This window comes from Pseudorhizobium marinum (genome assembly GCF_000705355.1).
Taxonomy (GTDB): domain Bacteria; phylum Pseudomonadota; class Alphaproteobacteria; order Rhizobiales; family Rhizobiaceae; genus Neorhizobium; species Neorhizobium pelagicum.
This window is the reverse complement of sequence record NZ_JMQK01000008.1, coordinates 143,050-159,235: the sequence shown is the minus strand read 5'-3', so window position 1 is coordinate 159,235 and position 16,186 is coordinate 143,050. Positions and strand designations below refer to the sequence as shown.

The window sequence follows — 16,186 nt, the reverse complement described above, 5'->3', positions numbered from 1 at the left end:
TGGCGCCCCGGAGCAATGCGCAGGCGCCTAAGGGAGGGGTAATGTTCAGCGAAACGCGACGATTCCAGAGCCCGACGGGCGCCGACCTTGCCTATCACCACCGCGCGTCGGGGCCAGCTGCTGCTGGCATTCTCCTGATCTGCCATGGACTGGCCGAGCATTCAGGGCGCTACCGCGCATTTGCGGACAAGATGGCCGATACCGGCTTTCACGTCTATGCCCATGACCACCGCGGCCACGGTGAAACGAGGGCGCCGGATGCAGTCCCCGGACGCTTTGCCGAGCGCGACGGTCTGCGCAAGGTGATCGACGACGTCTGCGCCATGCGCGACATGGCCGCCGCGGCGCACCCCGGCCTGCCCGTCATCCTCTTCGGTCATTCCATGGGCGGCCTCATTGCCCTCAACGTTGCCGTCGATCGACCCGACGACTTCCAGGGACTCACCATCTGGAACTCGAACTTCCACCCAGGACCCGCCGGGCGCCTCGCACAGGCCGTGCTTCTGGCGGAACGGGCGTTGAAGGGGTCGGACGTGCCGAGCACCATCCTGCCGATGGCGACATTTCGCGCCTGGGGCCGCTCGATGCCGGAAAAGCGCACCGAGGCGGACTGGCTGAGCAATGATCCGGCCGAGGTCGATGCCTATCTCGCCGACCCCCTGTGCGGCTTCGACGCCAGCGTTTCGCTGTGGCTCGACCTGTTCGAGATGACCTACCGTGGCCCGACGCTCGTCGACAGGCTGCGCAAGGACATGCCTATCTACCTCGTCGGCGGCGAGAACGACCCGGCCACCAACGGCGGCCGCGAGATCACCTGGCTCGCGCGTCATCTGAAGACACACGGATTGCGTCGTGTAACGAGCAGGATCTGGCCGAAGACCCGCCACGAGACGTTGAACGACAGCGTCCGCAACGAAGCGACCGCGGAATTCGCCGCCTGGGCACGCGAGGCCGCCGAGCTTCGAACGGAATGAAGTGATGACATTTCGTCAAGTGCGGCCGCAGCCGCGCTTGGCTATACATGACCCGTGGCCGGAACTGATTGCCCTGCCGCGCCTTGCAAGAGTGGATCAGGATGACTTCCCCAGCCGGCGGCCTTGCCGCCACCCATGCCCCGACTGCAAGCATCGTCAACGGCCTCCTGCTGATGCTGCTCGCCATGCTTGTGGCGCCGCTGATCGACACCTTCTCCAAGCTCGCCACCGACACCACGTCGCCGACCATGATCACCGCCGGCCGCTTCGTCTTCCAGGCTATCTTCATGCTGCCGATCGTGATCTGGCACGGCCTGTGGCGCAGCTTCTCCTGGCGGATGAGCACCTTCCACGCCATACGCGCAGCCCTGATCACCGTCGGCATGATCTGCTTCGTTGCGACGCTCGCCGTGATGGAAGTGGCCGACGCAGTCGCAATCTTCTTCGTCGAGCCCATGATCCTGACGGTGCTGTCGAGCATCTTCCTGAAGGAAGTGGTCGGCTGGCGGCGCTACACCGCCTGCGGCGTCGGCTTCCTCGGCGCCATGATCATCATCCAGCCAAGCTTTGTCGACATCGGTTTCGTGGCGCTGCTGCCGATCGCCACCGCCTTCTGCGTTGCGGTGTTTGCGCTGATGACCCGCGCGCTGGCCCGGCACGAGAACCCCTGGGCCATGCAGTTCCAGATGGCGCTCTGGGGCATCCCGATTTCCGCGGCGCTGCTGGCGATCGGCAGCGGGAGCGGCATCGCGTTCATGGCCCCCTCCACGCCGGACGTGACGACGGTGGCGTGGCTTGTCGGCGTCGGCTTCTTTGCCACCCTGTCCGGCGTCCTCGCGGTCTACGCCTATCGGGTCGCCCCGGCCTCCATCCTGGCGCCGATCCAGTATTTCGAGATCGTCTCGGCAACGCTTTTCGGCTGGCTCATCTTCGGGGATTTTCCCGATGGCACCAAATGGCTGGGCATCGCCATCGTCGTCGGCTCCGGCCTCTACATCATCTGGCGCGAACGCCGCGCTGCCTCCAAACCCGTGACAACGGCCGATCCCGTCGTCACGCCCTGAACAGGGACACCATGAACGAGACCACAGCGAAGAAACCGCCCCTCACCGGAATCCGGGTCATCGAACTGGCCCGCGTCCTTGCCGGCCCCTGGGCCGGCCAGATGCTCGCCGACCTCGGCGCGGACGTGATCAAGGTGGAGAACCCGGAAGGTGGCGACGACACGCGCGCCTGGGGACCGCCCTTCGTCGAAGGCGAAGACGGCGAGAACCTCTCGGCTGCCTACTATCATGCCACCAATCGCGGCAAGCGCTCGGTCGCCGTTGATCTGAAGACCGCAGACGGACAGGAGATCGTCCGCCAGCTGGTGGCGACCGCCGACGTGGTGATCGAGAACTTCAAGCTCGGTGGACTGAAGAAATACGGGCTGGACTACGAGAGCCTGAAGGCGATCAACCCCAAGCTTGTCTATTGCTCGATCACCGGCTTCGGCCAGGACGGCCCCTATGCCAATCTCGCCGGCTACGACTACATCGTCCAGGGCATGTCCGGCTTCATGTCGATCACCGGCGAGACCGACGGCCAGCCGATGAAGGCGGGCGTCGCCATCGCCGACATCTTCACCGGCATCTACGCCGTGGCGGCCATCCAGGCGGCGCTGATCCATGCCATGAAGACCGGCGAAGGCCAGCTGGTGGACATGGCTCTCCTCGACGTGATGTCGGCGGTGCTGGCCAACCAGAACATGAACTACCTGGTCTCCGGCACGCCGCCGACCCGCCTCGGCAACGCGCATCCGAACATCAGCCCCTATGAGGTCATTCCCGTCGAGGACGGCCACATCATCCTGGCCGTCGGCAACGACGGGCAGTTCCGCCGCTTCTGCCGTGTTCTCGGCATCGAGGCCCTGGCCGACGACGAGCGCTTTTCGACCAACAAGGCCCGCGTCGCCAACCGCCTTGCCCTGCGGCCGCTGCTGGTGGCGCAGACCGAAACCTGGCCGAAGGCGGCCCTGCTCGCCGCCTGTGGCGACAACGCAGTCCCGGCCGGACCGATCAACTCGGTCGCCGAGATGTTCGACGATCCGCAGGTGAAGGCGCGCGGGCTGCGCATCGACCTGCCGTCGTCCGACGGCACCATCATTCCCGGCGTCCGCACGCCGATCGTGCTGTCGGAAACGCCGCTTGCCTATCACCGCCCGAGCCCGAAGCTCGGCGAGCACACGCAAAGTGTGCTGTCAGAACTGAAACTCAAAGACACCAAGGGGAAAGACCGATGAAGACCGGAGGACAGCTGATTGTCGAGGCGCTGAAGGCAAACGGCGTGGAGCGCATTTCCTGCGTGCCCGGCGAAAGCTATCTCGCCGTGCTCGACGCCCTCTACGAGAGCGGCATCGAGGTTCTCGTCTGCCGCCAGGAAGGCGGCGCTGCCATGATGGCCGATACCTGGGGACGGCTGACGGGCCAGCCCGGGATCTGCATGGTCACCCGCGGACCAGGCGCCACCAACGCCTCCGCCGGGCTGCACATCGCCAAGCAGGATTCCATCCCGATGATCCTCTTCATCGGCCAGATCGGCCGCGACATGAAGGAGCGCGAGGCCTTCCAGGAGGTCGAATACCGCCGCGCCTTCACCGAATTCGCCAAATGGGTGGGCGAGATCGACGACGCCCGGCGCATCCCGGAGTTCGTCACCCGCGCCTTTGCGGTGGCGACCTCCGGCCGCCCCGGCCCCGTCGTCCTGACGCTGCCGGAGGACATGCTGGTCGAAGAGGTCGAGGCCCCGGCAGCGCGCGCCTATATGCCGGTCGAATCCCATCCTGGCCCGAGCCAGATGCGGGCACTCGAGGCGATGCTGAAAGAGGCCCAGCGGCCGATGTTCATCCTCGGCGGCACGCGCTGGAGCCAAGAGGCCGTCGCCGACATGCAGGCGTTCGCAAGCCGCTTCAAGGTGCCGGTCGGCTGCTCCTTCCGTCGGCAGATGCTGTTCGATCACCTTCATCCGTCCTACGCCGGCGATGTTGGCATCGGCATCAATCCGGCACTGTCGAAGGCGATCAAGGAATCCGACCTCATCGTCCTCGTCGGCGCGCGCATGTCGGAAATGCCTTCCTCCGGGTACACGCTGATCGACATTCCCTACCCGGCCCAGAAGCTTGTGCACGTCTACCCGGATCCGGAGGAACTCGGCCGCATCTACCGCCCCGATCTCGCCATCTGCGCGGCACCGGCGGAATTTGCCGCGGCGCTGAAGCACATCGAGCCGCCGGCGGCGCCGCTCTGGGCCGAGCGCAAGTCGGCCATGCACGACGCCTATCTGAAATGGTCCACGCCGCCGCAGACCGGTCCGGGCGCCGTGCAGATGGGGCCGATCATGGAGTGGCTGGACGCCAATACCGCGACCGACACGATCTTCACCAACGGCGCCGGCAACTACGCCACCTGGGTGCATCGCTTCCACCGCTTCCGCAAGTACAACACCCAGGCAGCTCCGACCTCCGGTTCCATGGGCTACGGCCTGCCGGCCGCCGTCGCGGCCAAGCAGCTGTTTCCCGAGCGCGAGGTGATCTGTTTTGCCGGTGACGGCTGCTTCATGATGCATGGCCAGGAGTTCATCACCGCCGTGCGCTACGGCCTGCCGATCATCACGGTGCTGGTCAACAACAGCACCTACGGCACGATCCGCATGCACCAGGAGCGGGAGTATCCCGGCCGCGTCAGCGCCACCGATCTCGTCAATCCGGATTTCGTCGCCTTCGCCAAGGCCTATGGCGGCCACGGCGAACTGGTGGAGAAGACTGCGGACTTCGCGCCCGCCTTCGAACGGGCCCGCGCCAGCGGCAAGCCGTCGATCATCGAGATCAAGCTCGATCCGGAGGCCATCACGCCGACCCGGACGCTGACGCAGATCCGCGAGAAGGCTTGATACAAAAAAGGCCGGCGCATCAGAGGATGCGCCGGCCTTCGGATTCAGATTGTCACCGCTCAGATGGCGGCGGTCACCGTAAACTCGACCTTGTACTTCGGTGCCGCAAGCTTGGCTTCGCTGGTGGCACGAGCCGGCGTGTTGGCCGGATCGACCCAGGCTTCCCATGCGGCGTTCATCTCGGCGAAGTAGGACATGTCCGAAAGGTAGATCAGCGTCTGCAGGATCTTCGACTTGTCGGAGCCGACGGCGGCCAGCAGACGATCCACTTCCCGCAGGGCATATTCGCACTGCTCCGTCACGGTCTCGCCCTCACCCACCTGGCCGGCCAGATAGACGGTGTTACCGTGGACGACAGCGCCGCTCATGCGGGCGCCTGGTTCGATGCGCTTGATGCTCATGGATACTCCTGGAAATGTTCGAGCTGCGGATGAATGGCCGGCAGCACGCCGGCCGTGAAGATCTCAGCCACGCAGATGCTGGCTTTTCTCGTAGATGGCCGTGGAGCGGGCGCCCGAGCGGCAGTAGGCGAGCATCGGACGCGGCAGTTCGTCCAGCGCATCGACCATGCCGTTGACGGCATCGGCATCGACGCCCATGCGACCGACCGGCACGTGCTTGACCTCGAGGCCGAGTGCCTCTGCCTTGGCCGCGATGTCGGCGAAGCTCGGCTGGCCGGGGTCTTCCTCGTCCGGGCGGTTGCAGACGATCGACTTGAACCCCATCGCCTTGACCTGCTCCAGGTCTTCGACCGTGATCTGTCCGGTGACCGCGTACTCGTCGTTGATCTGTCGGATATCCATCGCTTTTCCTCCGGCTGGAATGTGGCAACCCCAATACGCTGCCACCGACGGAGCGTCAATCGACGCCCGTGTCAGACGAAGCAGAAGCGCAGGCCGTAGTCGATGCTCTCGCCGGGCCTCAGGAGGGACAGCTCCCCCGCTTCCTCGAGCTCGCGACGGCCCACCCAACGGTGCGAGACCGGCTCGATGCCGAGCACATGCGCCGGCGACTGCTGGTTGCGCCAGATCTGCAGATGCGGGAGTGTGTCGGTGCGAAACTTGACCCTCAGCGTCTTGCCGCCGATCGCAGCAATCGGCCCGAGATTGACCTCGGCCCAGGCAGCGCCTTCCGTTGCCGCCGGCACGCAGAACACGCCCCCAGGGTCCTCGCCGAAGTTCCAGGGCAGGCTGCCGTTCTCCAGCATCGCGCCGTTCAACCGCACCTCGCTGTCGAACAGCCAGGCACCAATGTTCATGTGGTACATGTGAACGGGCGAGAAGGGTTCGGGCCCCGTGTTCGTGACCTTGTCGGCAAGCCAGACCTCCCCGGACTGGCCGTCGATCCGCCACTGGCGCTCCAGGAGCGCCGTGCCGCCGTCGGCAAGCTTCACCGGCACCTCGGCATGGCATTCCACATCCTCGCCCTGCCCGTCCCAGAAGACGAGCTTGGCCGGGTGCGACGAGAAGGAACCGTGCAGCGGGAAATGCTTGCCGTCCTTGCGCCCGGGTATCGGTTCAGGGTGGCGGATGTGATCCGGTCCGCAGGTGAACAGGAAGCCCTCGAGGGAGTGATCGATCCGCGGATCGCCGTCGTCGGGAATTGCGCGCCCAGGCGCCAGGTCGACCTCGCCGACGAAGCATGAGCCGATGTCGAGCACCGAGCTCTCATCGAGCATCAAGCGCGGTCCGACGGCTGCGGAAAAAGCTTTCATTTCAACTCCTCACTCCCCTGCAACGACTCTGTTACCAGAACGTGATAGAGAATTTAACGCTGTGTTCACGATGAATTCAGCTAATTCACACTAGCGTCAAATTTAGCTTGTCTGTGGCAGCCAATACACCGGGCGGAACGTTTGGCAGTCTCGGCAATTTCATCCGTGTTCAACAACAAGGTCGGTGACAACGTGAAACGCCTTTTTACCGCTAGTCTCGGTCTCGCAATTCTGGTGACCCAGGGCATCTCGACCACATCGGCGCAGGTGATCTTCGATCCCTATGCCGCAGACACCATGCTCGTCTCCCCCGACGGCAGCATCCTCGACTTCGTGCCCGAAGAAGGCGAAGTCAGGATCGGCTATGACCGCGCCGGTCAGCGGGTCCTGATCGACCGCTACGGAGAGGTGGTTGCGACGGAAGTCCGTCGCGACGCGTATGGACAGCGTCGCGTGGATCAGTACCCGCCGGCCCCGGGCGGTTACCGTGACGAAGCGGGCTACCGTGACTATCGCGAATACCGGCCGGGAGAACCCGGCTCCGTCACCGGCTCGATTGCAAGCCCCGGCTCGATCACGCGGATGCCGCTCGAGGAGCAGGCCTACCCCGAGGCGCCCCAGCCGGACGGGGACTATGCCGCGATTGACCGGGAACAGCAGCCTGTCCAGCCGATGCAGCAGCAGGAGCAGATCATCACGGTGACCAAGAAGCCGGAAGCCGAGATCGCGGCACTCCAGGTCTTCCTCGACCGCGAGGGTATTTCCCCTGGCGTCATCGACGGCCATCTCGGCGAGAACGTCAACAAGGCGATCGCCGCCTGGCAGCAGATGACGGGCGAGACGCTGGATCCCAACAACTCCGAGGACATCCTGCAGCGCCTGACCTATTCGGACGGCCTGCCGATCGTCGATTACACGATCACCGCGGCGGATGCCGCCGGTCCTTACGTGGCATCCATTCCCGAGGACTATGCGCACAAGGCGCAGCTGCCGGCCTTGTCCTATACCTCGACGAGCGAAAAGCTGGCCGAGCAGTTCCACATGGACGAGAACTACCTGAAGACGCTCAATCCCGGCGTCGACTTCTCCATCCCCGGCACGACGATCAAGGTCATCAACCCCGGCCAGCCCAAGAAGGGCGCGGTCGCGCGGATCGTGGCCGACAAGAGCAAGGAACAGGTCCTCGCCTATGGCGAAGACGGCGCCCTGATCGCGGCCTATCCGGCGACGATCGGCTCGACCGACACACCCTCGCCGGTCGGCACCCATACGGTCCAGCGCATCGCGCTCGATCCGGGCTATACCTACAACCCGAAGATCAATTTCAAGCAGGGCGACAACGACAAGGTTCTCGAGATCCCGCCAGGCCCCAATGGTCCGGTCGGAACCGTCTGGATCGCCCTGTCGAAGCCGAGCTACGGCATCCACGGCACGCCCGAGCCGTCGAAGATCGGCAAGACCAACAGCCACGGCTGCATCCGCCTGACCAACTGGGATGCCACCGAGCTCGCCAAGATGGTCAAGCCCGGCGTGACGGTCGAATTCGTGGAATAAAAAAGGCGCCTCAGGCGCCTTTTTTATTCATTCGTTCATCCGGTTGGCTTCAGGCCGCGTGGCGACCGAAGGGGAAGACGCGCAGGCGCGGCGAGCGGATGACATGCGCCGGCATCAGGCGGATGACCTCCTGCGCGAAGGCCGCCGCATTCTCCTTTGCCTTGTCGACGTTGCTGACCTTAACCGGATCCAGCGTGTGCAGGGTACCGCCCACCTCGAAGATCTCCTTGAAGGCGTTGCGCTCGCCGATCGGCGTATTGAGGACGTTGACGCCACGGGCGGCAAGCAGGCCCTTGATGGCGAGCAGTGCCTTGGTGGTCACCATCGAGGACACCCGGGTCAGCACCACCGAATGGGCGATGTCGAGGTTGGCCTTGTCCTTCATCAGCGCCAGGAGATCGAGGATCTGCGCTGCGCCCTTGGCGTCCATCGCCGATCCCTGCACGGGAATCATGACGTGATCCGAAAGACCGATCGCTGTGGTGACCAGGGCGTCCTTGGCGCCGGCGAGATCGACGATGAAGAAATCGACGCGCGACGCCAGATCGCGCAGATGACACTGCAGCGATGCGACCGACGCTTCCGAGATGACCTCGAGATTGCGAATCGGACCGGAGATCTCCGCCCACTGCGTGATCCAGTGCTGCGGATCGCAGTCGATGATGGCGACCCGAAAGCCCCGGTGGGCCAATTCGGTCGCGAGCAGAAGGGCTGCGGTGGTTTTTCCGGCACCACCCTTGGCGTTGGCAAAGGAAATTACGGGCATTCTCGGTCCTCAGGAGGGATATGAGCCGCATCGCTCGAAGGGGCACCGCAGCGGCATGGTGCATTGCCCGCATCCTGCTTAATGATGGTTAACGGACGGTTAATTCAGATGCCTGTCATATGACCGATGAGATATGAGAGCGCGACGAAAAAAGCCCCGGATCCAGGCTCCGGGGCTTGTCCGTCCGTTCCGCTTCGATTGCCTTAGAAGCAGTCGAGGAAAAGCTGCCGGGTGTTCTCCAGCGTCATCGGCACCGGATTGCCGCCGCAGCTCGGATCCTCGATCGCCATGGCCGCAAGCTCGTCGATCCGATCCGGGGTGATTCCCATCGCCGTCAGCGTGTCCGGCACGCCGAGTTCGGAGCGCAGCGACAGGACATAGTCGTAGAACCCGTCGAAGCCGCCCGCGATGCCGAGGTAGGCGGCAGCGCGCGCCAGCTTGTCTTCGATGGCCGGTCGGTTGAAGCGCAGCACAGGCGGCATGACCACGGCGTTCGTCATGCCGTGGTGGGTGTTGTAGACGGCGCCGATCGGATGCGACAGCGCGTGGATCGCGCCGAGCCCCTTCTGGAAGGCGACGGCGCCCATGGCGGCAGCCGCCATCATGTTGGTGCGGGCCTCGATGTCGGTGCCGTCCTTGTGGGCGCGCGGCAGGAACTCCTTCACCAGCCGCATGCCCTCCAGCGCGATCCCCTGGCTCATCGGATGGAAGAAGGGCGAGCAATAGGCTTCCAGGCAATGGGCGAAGGCGTCCATGCCGGTACCGGCGGTGATCACCTTCGGCATTCCGACCGTCAGCTCCGGATCACAGATGACGACGCCCGGCAGGAACTTCGGGTGGAAGATGATCTTCTTCACATGCGTCTGGGAATTGGTGATGACCGAAGCGCGCCCGACTTCCGAGCCGGTGCCGGCGGTGGTCGGCACGGCCACGATCGGCGCGATGGCGTCGGCGTTCGCCCGCGTCCACCAGTCGCCGATGTCCTCGAAGTCCCAGACCGGACGGGTCTGTCCGGCCATGAAGGCGACCGCCTTGCCGAGATCGAGGCCGGAGCCGCCGCCGAAGGCGACGACGCCGTCATGCCCGCCTGCCTTGTAGGCCGTGACACCGGCCTCGAGGTTCTTCTCGTTCGGGTTCGGATCGACATCGGAGAAGATCGCCCGGCCCAGCCCCGCCTCTTCGAGCACGTCGAGCGCATGGGCGGTGATCGCCATGGTCGCCAGTCCCCGGTCGGTGACGAGCAGCGGCTTCTTGATGCCGAGCGTCTTGCAGGCCTCCGCCAGTTCCTTGATGCGCCCGCGACCGAGTTTGACGGCCGTCGGATAGCTCCAGTTCGCGACGATGTTCATTGGGTGACCTTCTTCAGATGGTAGGACTTGGGTCTTGTAAGATTGTGAAAGCCGAGTACGGAGAGCGAGCCGCCGCGGCCGGTTTCCTTGACGCCCGTCCAGCAGAGCGCCGGATCGAGGTAGTCGGCACGGTTCATGAAGACGGTACCCGTCTCGATCTCGCGGCCAAGCCGTCCTGCCCTTTCGGCATCCTGCGTCCACAGCGAAGCCGTCAGTCCGTACTTGCTGTCGTTCATCAGCGCGATGGCTTCCTCGTCGCCCTTCACCTTCATGATGCCGACGGCAGGACCAAAGGTCTCCTCGGTCATGAAGGTCATCGAATGATCGACATCCACCAGGACCTGCGGCGCCAGATAGGCGCCGCCGTCATCGGCCGGGAAAAGCTTGGGATCGACCAGCGCCCTGGCGCCCCGCGACACCGCGTCCGCCACTTGCTCGCGCACGACCTGGGCAAATCGCCTGTTGGCCATGGGGCCTAGCGTCGTCTCCTGCTCCAGCGGATTGCCGAGCTTGTAGTTCGACACCCAGGCGACCGACTTCTCGACGAACTCGTCGTAGAGAGACTCGTGCACGTAGATGCGCTCGATGCCGCAGCAGCACTGGCCGGAATTATAGGTGGCCCCGTCCATCAGCGTGTCGACGGCGGCGTCGAGATCGGCGTCCTCCATCACATAGCCCGGATCCTTGCCGCCGAGTTCGAGGCCAAGGCCGGTGAAGGTGCCAGCAGCCGCCCGTTCGATCGAACGGCCGCCCGCGACGGAGCCGGTGAAGTTGATGAAGTTGAACTTGCCCGCGGCGATCAGCGCGGAGGTCGTGTCATGGTCGAGGAACAGGTTGACGAAGACGTCGTCGGGAACGCCCGCTTCCACGAAGGCGCGCACCATGCGCTCGCCGACCAGCAGGGTCTGCGAGGCGTGCTTGATGACCACCGTGTTGCCGGCCATCAGCGCCGGAGCAATCGTGTTGATGGCCGTCATATAGGGATAGTTCCACGGGGCGATGACGAAGACGACGCCATGCGCTTCCCGCTCGATGCGGCGCTCGAAGGCGCCACTCTCTTCCACCACCATCGGCGCCAAGGCATCCGCGGCGATGGATGCGACATAGTTCGAGCGCTCGTTGAAACCCTTGAACTCGCCGCCGTAACGGATCGGCCGGCCCATCATCCAGGCCAGTTCCGGGACGATCTCGTCCGCCATCTCGTTGAGACGGGCGACCCCCTTCATGACGAGCTGCACCCGCTCCTCCAGCGGCCGCTTCGCCCAGGCCTTCTGCGCCTTGCGCGCCCGATCGACGGCAACTGCGGCCTCCTCGAAACTCATGGCCTGCCGCTCGGCGTAGACCGAGCCGTCGACCGGCGAAATACATTGGATCATCGTCATGATCGCGCTTCCTGTCGTTTATGAACTTGTGGTTTGAGCACTAGGCCCTTTCGAACCCGCGCGCCACTTCCCAGTCGGTGATGCGGCGATCGTATTCCTCCTGCTCCCATTGCGCAGCACGGGTGTAGTGATCGATGACATCGTCCCCGAAGGCCGTGCGCAGCATGGCCGAACCGTTCATCAGCGCGGTCGCGCCCCGCAGCGTGTTGGGGATTTCGCGGATGTCCTTGCCGCCATAGGCGTCGCCGACGAAGGCGGGCTCCAGCGCCATCTTCTTTTCGATCCCGTCGATGCCGGCCGCCAGCAGCGCCGCCATGGCGAGATAGGGGTTGAGGTCGGAGCCGCCGACCCGGCATTCGATGCGGATGCCCTTCGTCTCCTCGCCGCAGAGGCGGTAGCCGGCGGTGCGGTTGTCCTTCGACCAGATCGCCTTGGTCGGCGCGAAGGTGCCCGCCATGAAACGCTTGTAGGAGTTGATATAGGGCGCCAAGAAATAGGTGATCTCGCCGGCATGGGCGAGCAGTCCGGCCACATAGTGCCGCATCGTCTCCGACATGCCGTATTCTGCATCCTTGTCGAAGAAGAGCGGCGTCTTGCCGTCAGCGCTCCAGAGCGACTGGTGGATGTGCGACGACGAGCCGGCCGCAGCGTAGTTCCACTTGGCCAGGAAGGTGATCGCCTTGCCCTTCGACCAGGCGATCTCCTTGCAGGCGTTCTTGATGACGACATGCCGGTCGGCCATGGTCAGGGCATCGGCGTAGCGGACGTTGATCTCCGCCTGCCCCGCCGACGCCTCGCCCTTGGAATTCTCCACCGGGATGCCGGCGCCCTGCAGGCCGTTGCGGATCGCCCGCATCACATCCTCCTCCTTGGTGGTCTGGAAGATATGGTAGTCCTCGTTATAGGTGCCGGCGAGCTTCAGGTTGCGGTAGCCCGAGGCCTGCGCCTGCTCGTAGGTCTGGTCGAACAGGAAGAATTCCAGCTCGGTCGCCATGAAGGCCTTCATGCCCATGGCGTCCAGCCGCGCGACCTGCTTCTTGAGGATGGCACGCGGGGAATGGGCCACCTCCTCATGCGTGTGGTGATCGAGCACGTCGCAGAGCACGAGCGCGGTGCCTTCCAGCCACGGCACGCGGCGAAGCGTCGAAAGATCCGGCTTCATCGTATAATCGCCGTAGCCCGTCTCCCAGCTTGTCGCCTTGTAGCCGGAGATGGTCTCCATCTCCATGTCGGTTGCCAGCAGGTAGTTGCAGCTGTGGGTTTCCTCGAAGGCGCTTTCAATGAAGAACTCAGCCTGGAAGCGCTTGCCCATCAGCCGGCCCTGCATATCGACGAGGCAGGCCAGGACGGTATCGATCCGGCCGGCATCGACGTCGGCCTTGAGTGCATCGAAGGTATAGGTGGGGGACATGGATGGGTTCCGTCAGGCGAGCGTGTTGAAGGGTGGCAGATCCGGAGGCTCCGGATCTGCCGTTGGGTTATGCGATCAGGTGTAGCGGTACGGCGGCCCCGCCTTCTCCATCGTGTCGCGATACTTCTTCAGGATATCGACCACCTTGGCGCAGCGCGGGCTGATCTGGGCGGTCTCGTCCCAGAACTTCAGCGCTTCCGCCTCGACCGTCTTCCACTCCGCCTCGGGAATCGTCGTCAGTTCCAGCTTCGTGCCCTCGACGCGCAGCTTCGCCTCGCCGCCCCAGTACCAATGCTGGCGGTAATAGTGCGACGAGTCCATCGTCAGCATGAAGAGCTCCTTCAGATTGTCCGGCACCTCCGCCCAGCGATCGGCATTGGCGAAGAAGGAGCCGCACCAGGCGCCCGAGATGTTGTTGGTGAGGAAGTACTTCGTCACGTCCGCCCAGCCGACGGTATAGTCCTCGGTGATCCCCGACCAGGCGATCCCGTCGATCTCGCCGGTCTGCATCGCCACCTGCACGTCTTCCCAGGGCAGTGTCACGGGCACGACGCCGAAGCGCGACAGGAACTGGCCGGCCGTCGGGAAGGTGAAGATCCGCAGCCCCTTCAGGTCCTCCAGGCTGTTGAGCGGCTTGTTGGTGGCAAAGTTGCAGGGGTCCCAGGAGCCCGCAGACAACCACTTCACGCCGACCTCGTCATAGGCCTCCTGCCAGATCTCGTTCAGCCCATACTGGTGGAACAGGGTGGGCACGTCGAGGCTGTAGCGCGAGGCGAACGGGAAGTAGCCGCCGAAAACCTTGATATCGACCGGCGAGTTCATCGAATCGTCGTCCGACTGCACGGCATCGATCGTTCCGGCCTGCATGGCGCGGAAGAGCTCGCCCGTCGGCACCAGCTGGTCGGCGGTGTAGAGCTCGATCTCCATCTGGCCGTCGGCGATCTTGTTGAAGGAGTCGATCGCCGGCTTGATGACGTGCTCGGCAAGCGCCGGGCCGGCATAGGTCTGCAACCGCCAACGGATCGGCGCCTGCGCTCTCACGTGCGGAGCCGCCAGCATGGCGGGCCCTGCGGCAGCAGCCGTCATGCCGGCTTTCTTCAGAAATTCGCGTCTGTTCGTCATGTCTGTTCCCTCTGTTGCTGATTGACACAGTCACGCCGTGCCGGCTCATCCGGCACGAGGAATGGCCCCTTCCCCGGGGCTCTTGCTCTTGGTGTTGTGAGGCTAGCCGCGCACATTGACGTGCTCCGGCAGCCAGAGTGCGATCTGCGGAAAGGCCATGATGATCGCCAGCCCGATCATCATGATGATCACGAACGGCCAGACGGACCGGTAGATGTCGCCCAGCGAGATCTCCTTCGGCGCCATCGCCCGCATCAGGAAGAGATTGTAGCCGAAGGGCGGCGTCATGTACGAGATCTGGCAGGTGATCGTGTAGAGCACGCCGTACCAGACGAGGTCGAAGCCGAGCTTGCCGACGAGCGGGATGTAGAGCGGCGCAACGATCACCAGCATGGCCGTGTCATCCAGGAACATGCCCATCAGGATGAATGACAGCTGCATCATGATCAGGATCGTCCAGGGCGACAGACCCCAGTCGTTGACCAGCAGGCCCTCGATCGCCCGGACGGCACCCAGCCCATCGAAGACGGCACCGAAGCAGAGGGCGGCGAGGATGATCCACATGAACATGCAGGAGATGCCGAGCGTCTGCTCGATCGTCCGGGTCAGCACGCCATTGCCGAGACGCCCCTTGAGCGCGGCCACCACCAGCGCCGAGAGCGCGCCGACGGCAGAGCTCTCCACCAGGCTCGTGTAGCCCATCAGGAACAGGCCCATCATCAGGAAGAAGATCAGGAACGGCAGGATCCCGGCCCGCAGCAGCAGGAGTTTGTCGCGCAGCGGGATGTCCCGTTCCTCCTTCGGGAGGACAGGCCCCAGCGCCGGATTGAAGTGGCAGCGCACGAGGACGTAGATGATGAAGAGCGCTGCGAGCAGCAGACCCGGCAGCGCACCGGCGAGCCAGAGCTGACCGACCGGCTGGCGAGCGATCATGCCGTAGAGGACCAGCACCACGCTCGGCGGCACCAGGATCCCGAGCGAGCTCCCCGCCTGGATCACACCGGTGACCATCGTCTTGTCGTAGCCGCGCTTCAGCAGTTCCGGCAGTGCGATCGTCGCGCCGATCGCCATGCCGGCGACCGAGAGGCCGTTCATGGCCGAGATCACCACCATCAGCCCGATCGTGCCGACGGCAAGACCGCCGCGCAGTCCGCCCATCCAGACGTGGAAGGCTTTGTAGAGATCCTCGGCAATGCCGGATTCCGAGAGCAGATAGCCCATGAAGATGAACAGCGGCAGCGTCAGCAGCGGATACCACTTCATCAGCTTCATGGCCGCCGAGAACCCGAGCTCGAAGCCGCCGTTGCCCCACAGGATGGCTGCCGCGACGACGCCGACGAACCCGATGACGGCAAAGACGCGCTGCCCCGTCAGCATGCTGAGCAGCATCGACGAGAACATGAAGAGGATGATCATTTCCGCGCTCATGCGAGCGACCTCCCCAGCGCCGTCGCGATATCCTTGATGAAGATCGAGGTCGCCTGCAGCAGTGTCAGGAAGATGCCGATCACCATGATGATCTTGATCGGCGCCATGTAGGGCGACCAGGAGGAGTAGCTGGTCTCGGTGTATTGCAGCGCGTAGGTCGTGCTGGAGATGCCGCCGTAGAGCAGGAAGAACAGGTAGGTGAACAGCATGAAGATGGTGATCGCGTCGACGACGGCCTTGGTCTTCGGCGACCAGCGGCCATAGGCGAGATCCATGCGCACGTGGGAATCCATCTGCAGCGAATAGGCGCCGCCGAGGAGGTAGTAGGCCGACATCACGAACTGCGCCATCTCCAGCGTCCAGAGCGACGGCAGGAAGAAGGTCTTCGAGATCGACGACCAGAGCAGGATGCCCATCATCACGAAGATCAGGTACATGGTCACGCGCCCGACGCCCCGGTTGAAGCGGTCGACGGTGCGGACATAGGTTTTCAGCGCCTCAGGCATCGGCCCGACCCGGCGCGGCACTCACATTCGCAGGCATCCCTTCATTCTCCCAG

Annotated in this window: 15 protein-coding genes; 5 read left to right on the top strand and 10 right to left on the bottom strand. The window is 64.2% G+C overall.

All coding sequences use genetic code 11. The features are described 5' to 3' along the window. Nucleotides 1-41: 41 nt before the first annotated feature. The 4 genes from EO99_RS0111630 to EO99_RS0111615 all read left to right on the top strand — a co-directional run bounded on the left by EO99_RS0111630 (nucleotide 42) and on the right by EO99_RS0111615 (nucleotide 4,901). On the top strand, nucleotides 42-974 hold the full coding sequence (locus EO99_RS0111630) for an alpha/beta fold hydrolase (protein WP_029618812.1): 933 nt from the start codon (nucleotides 42-44) through the stop codon (nucleotides 972-974). Between the two features lie 101 nt (nucleotides 975-1,075). Continuing rightward, nucleotides 1,076-2,038 carry a DMT family transporter gene (locus tag EO99_RS0111625; protein ID WP_029618811.1) on the top strand — a complete coding sequence of 321 codons (963 nt, stop codon included), beginning with the start codon at nucleotides 1,076-1,078 and terminating at the stop codon, nucleotides 2,036-2,038. Nucleotides 2,039-2,049: 11 nt separating this feature from the next. Then, entirely contained in the window at nucleotides 2,050-3,255 is a 1,206-nt protein-coding gene (locus EO99_RS0111620; RefSeq protein WP_029618810.1) for a CaiB/BaiF CoA transferase family protein, read from the top strand. Next, nucleotides 3,252-4,901 (top strand): thiamine pyrophosphate-binding protein, encoded by a 1,650-nt coding sequence (locus tag EO99_RS0111615; protein ID WP_029618809.1) that lies wholly within the window; start codon nucleotides 3,252-3,254, stop codon nucleotides 4,899-4,901. Before EO99_RS0111620 ends, EO99_RS0111615 begins: the two co-directional genes overlap by 4 nt. Nucleotides 4,902-4,960: 59 nt before the next feature. Here EO99_RS0111615 and EO99_RS0111610 read toward each other — a convergent pair whose 3' ends face one another. From EO99_RS0111610 to EO99_RS0111600, 3 genes are all read right to left on the bottom strand, one after another. Further along, nucleotides 4,961-5,302 (bottom strand): RidA family protein, encoded by a 342-nt coding sequence (locus EO99_RS0111610; RefSeq protein ID WP_029618808.1) that lies wholly within the window; start codon nucleotides 5,300-5,302, stop codon nucleotides 4,961-4,963. 63 nt (nucleotides 5,303-5,365) lie between these two features. Further along, entirely contained in the window at nucleotides 5,366-5,704 is a 339-nt protein-coding gene (locus EO99_RS0111605; RefSeq protein ID WP_029618807.1) for a TIGR01244 family sulfur transferase, read from the bottom strand. A gap of 71 nt (nucleotides 5,705-5,775) precedes the next feature. Then, nucleotides 5,776-6,615, bottom strand: a complete 840-nt coding sequence (locus EO99_RS0111600; RefSeq protein WP_029618806.1) for a DUF4432 family protein — start codon at nucleotides 6,613-6,615, stop codon at nucleotides 5,776-5,778. 192 nt (nucleotides 6,616-6,807) lie between these two features. Here EO99_RS0111600 and EO99_RS0111595 point away from each other — a divergent pair, with 192 nt between their 5' ends. Beyond that, nucleotides 6,808-8,169 carry a L,D-transpeptidase family protein gene (locus EO99_RS0111595; RefSeq protein ID WP_029618805.1) on the top strand — a complete coding sequence of 454 codons (1,362 nt, stop codon included), beginning with the start codon at nucleotides 6,808-6,810 and terminating at the stop codon, nucleotides 8,167-8,169. A gap of 49 nt (nucleotides 8,170-8,218) precedes the next feature. On the opposite strand, the gene EO99_RS0111590 is transcribed toward EO99_RS0111595, so the two are convergent. The 7 genes from EO99_RS0111590 to EO99_RS0111560 form a co-directional block, all read right to left on the bottom strand. Next, a complete protein-coding gene (locus EO99_RS0111590; protein WP_029618804.1) occupies nucleotides 8,219-8,935 on the bottom strand; it encodes a ParA family protein in 717 nt (238 codons plus the stop codon). 203 nt (nucleotides 8,936-9,138) lie between these two features. After that, nucleotides 9,139-10,284, bottom strand: coding sequence for an iron-containing alcohol dehydrogenase (locus tag EO99_RS0111585; RefSeq protein WP_029618803.1), 1,146 nt, complete (start codon nucleotides 10,282-10,284; stop codon nucleotides 9,139-9,141). After that, nucleotides 10,281-11,666: an aldehyde dehydrogenase family protein gene (locus tag EO99_RS0111580; RefSeq protein WP_029618802.1), complete on the bottom strand. Its 1,386-nt coding sequence runs from the start codon at nucleotides 11,664-11,666 to the stop codon at nucleotides 10,281-10,283. The genes EO99_RS0111585 and EO99_RS0111580 overlap by 4 nt, the downstream gene beginning before the upstream one ends. 40 nt (nucleotides 11,667-11,706) lie before the next feature. Further along, on the bottom strand, nucleotides 11,707-13,077 hold the full coding sequence (locus EO99_RS0111575; protein ID WP_029618801.1) for a glutamine synthetase family protein: 1,371 nt from the start codon (nucleotides 13,075-13,077) through the stop codon (nucleotides 11,707-11,709). A gap of 75 nt (nucleotides 13,078-13,152) precedes the next feature. Next, the gene (locus tag EO99_RS0111570) at nucleotides 13,153-14,199 is read right to left on the bottom strand and encodes a TRAP transporter substrate-binding protein (protein ID WP_029618800.1); all 1,047 of its coding nucleotides are present in this window, start codon (nucleotides 14,197-14,199) and stop codon (nucleotides 13,153-13,155) included. A gap of 102 nt (nucleotides 14,200-14,301) precedes the next feature. Next, entirely contained in the window at nucleotides 14,302-15,627 is a 1,326-nt protein-coding gene (locus tag EO99_RS0111565) for a TRAP transporter large permease (RefSeq protein ID WP_029618799.1), read from the bottom strand. Next, a complete protein-coding gene (locus EO99_RS0111560) occupies nucleotides 15,624-16,133 on the bottom strand; it encodes a TRAP transporter small permease subunit (protein ID WP_029618798.1) in 510 nt (169 codons plus the stop codon). The genes EO99_RS0111565 and EO99_RS0111560 overlap by 4 nt, the downstream gene beginning before the upstream one ends. Between the last annotated feature and the right edge of the window lie 53 nt (nucleotides 16,134-16,186).

Excerpts from the sequence above, each read along its gene's own strand:
- EO99_RS0111580 (WP_029618802.1), bottom strand. The coding sequence starts at position 11,666 with ATGACGATGATCCAATGTATTTCGCCGGTCGACGGCTCGGTCTACGCC.
- EO99_RS0111590 (WP_029618804.1), bottom strand. The coding sequence starts at position 8,935 with ATGCCCGTAATTTCCTTTGCCAACGCCAAGGGTGGTGCCGGAAAAACC.
- EO99_RS0111610 (WP_029618808.1), bottom strand. The coding sequence starts at position 5,302 with ATGAGCATCAAGCGCATCGAACCAGGCGCCCGCATGAGCGGCGCTGTC.
- EO99_RS0111585 (WP_029618803.1), bottom strand. The coding sequence starts at position 10,284 with ATGAACATCGTCGCGAACTGGAGCTATCCGACGGCCGTCAAACTCGGT.
- EO99_RS0111625 (WP_029618811.1), top strand. The coding sequence starts at position 1,076 with ATGACTTCCCCAGCCGGCGGCCTTGCCGCCACCCATGCCCCGACTGCA.
- EO99_RS0111600 (WP_029618806.1), bottom strand. The coding sequence starts at position 6,615 with ATGAAAGCTTTTTCCGCAGCCGTCGGACCGCGCTTGATGCTCGATGAG.
- EO99_RS0111570 (WP_029618800.1), bottom strand. The coding sequence starts at position 14,199 with ATGACGAACAGACGCGAATTTCTGAAGAAAGCCGGCATGACGGCTGCT.
- EO99_RS0111575 (WP_029618801.1), bottom strand. The coding sequence starts at position 13,077 with ATGTCCCCCACCTATACCTTCGATGCACTCAAGGCCGACGTCGATGCC.
- EO99_RS0111560 (WP_029618798.1), bottom strand. The coding sequence starts at position 16,133 with ATGCCTGAGGCGCTGAAAACCTATGTCCGCACCGTCGACCGCTTCAAC.
- EO99_RS0111565 (WP_029618799.1), bottom strand. The coding sequence starts at position 15,627 with ATGAGCGCGGAAATGATCATCCTCTTCATGTTCTCGTCGATGCTGCTC.
- EO99_RS0111605 (WP_029618807.1), bottom strand. The coding sequence starts at position 5,704 with ATGGATATCCGACAGATCAACGACGAGTACGCGGTCACCGGACAGATC.
- EO99_RS0111630 (WP_029618812.1), top strand. The coding sequence starts at position 42 with ATGTTCAGCGAAACGCGACGATTCCAGAGCCCGACGGGCGCCGACCTT.
- EO99_RS0111620 (WP_029618810.1), top strand. The coding sequence starts at position 2,050 with ATGAACGAGACCACAGCGAAGAAACCGCCCCTCACCGGAATCCGGGTC.
- EO99_RS0111615 (WP_029618809.1), top strand. The coding sequence starts at position 3,252 with ATGAAGACCGGAGGACAGCTGATTGTCGAGGCGCTGAAGGCAAACGGC.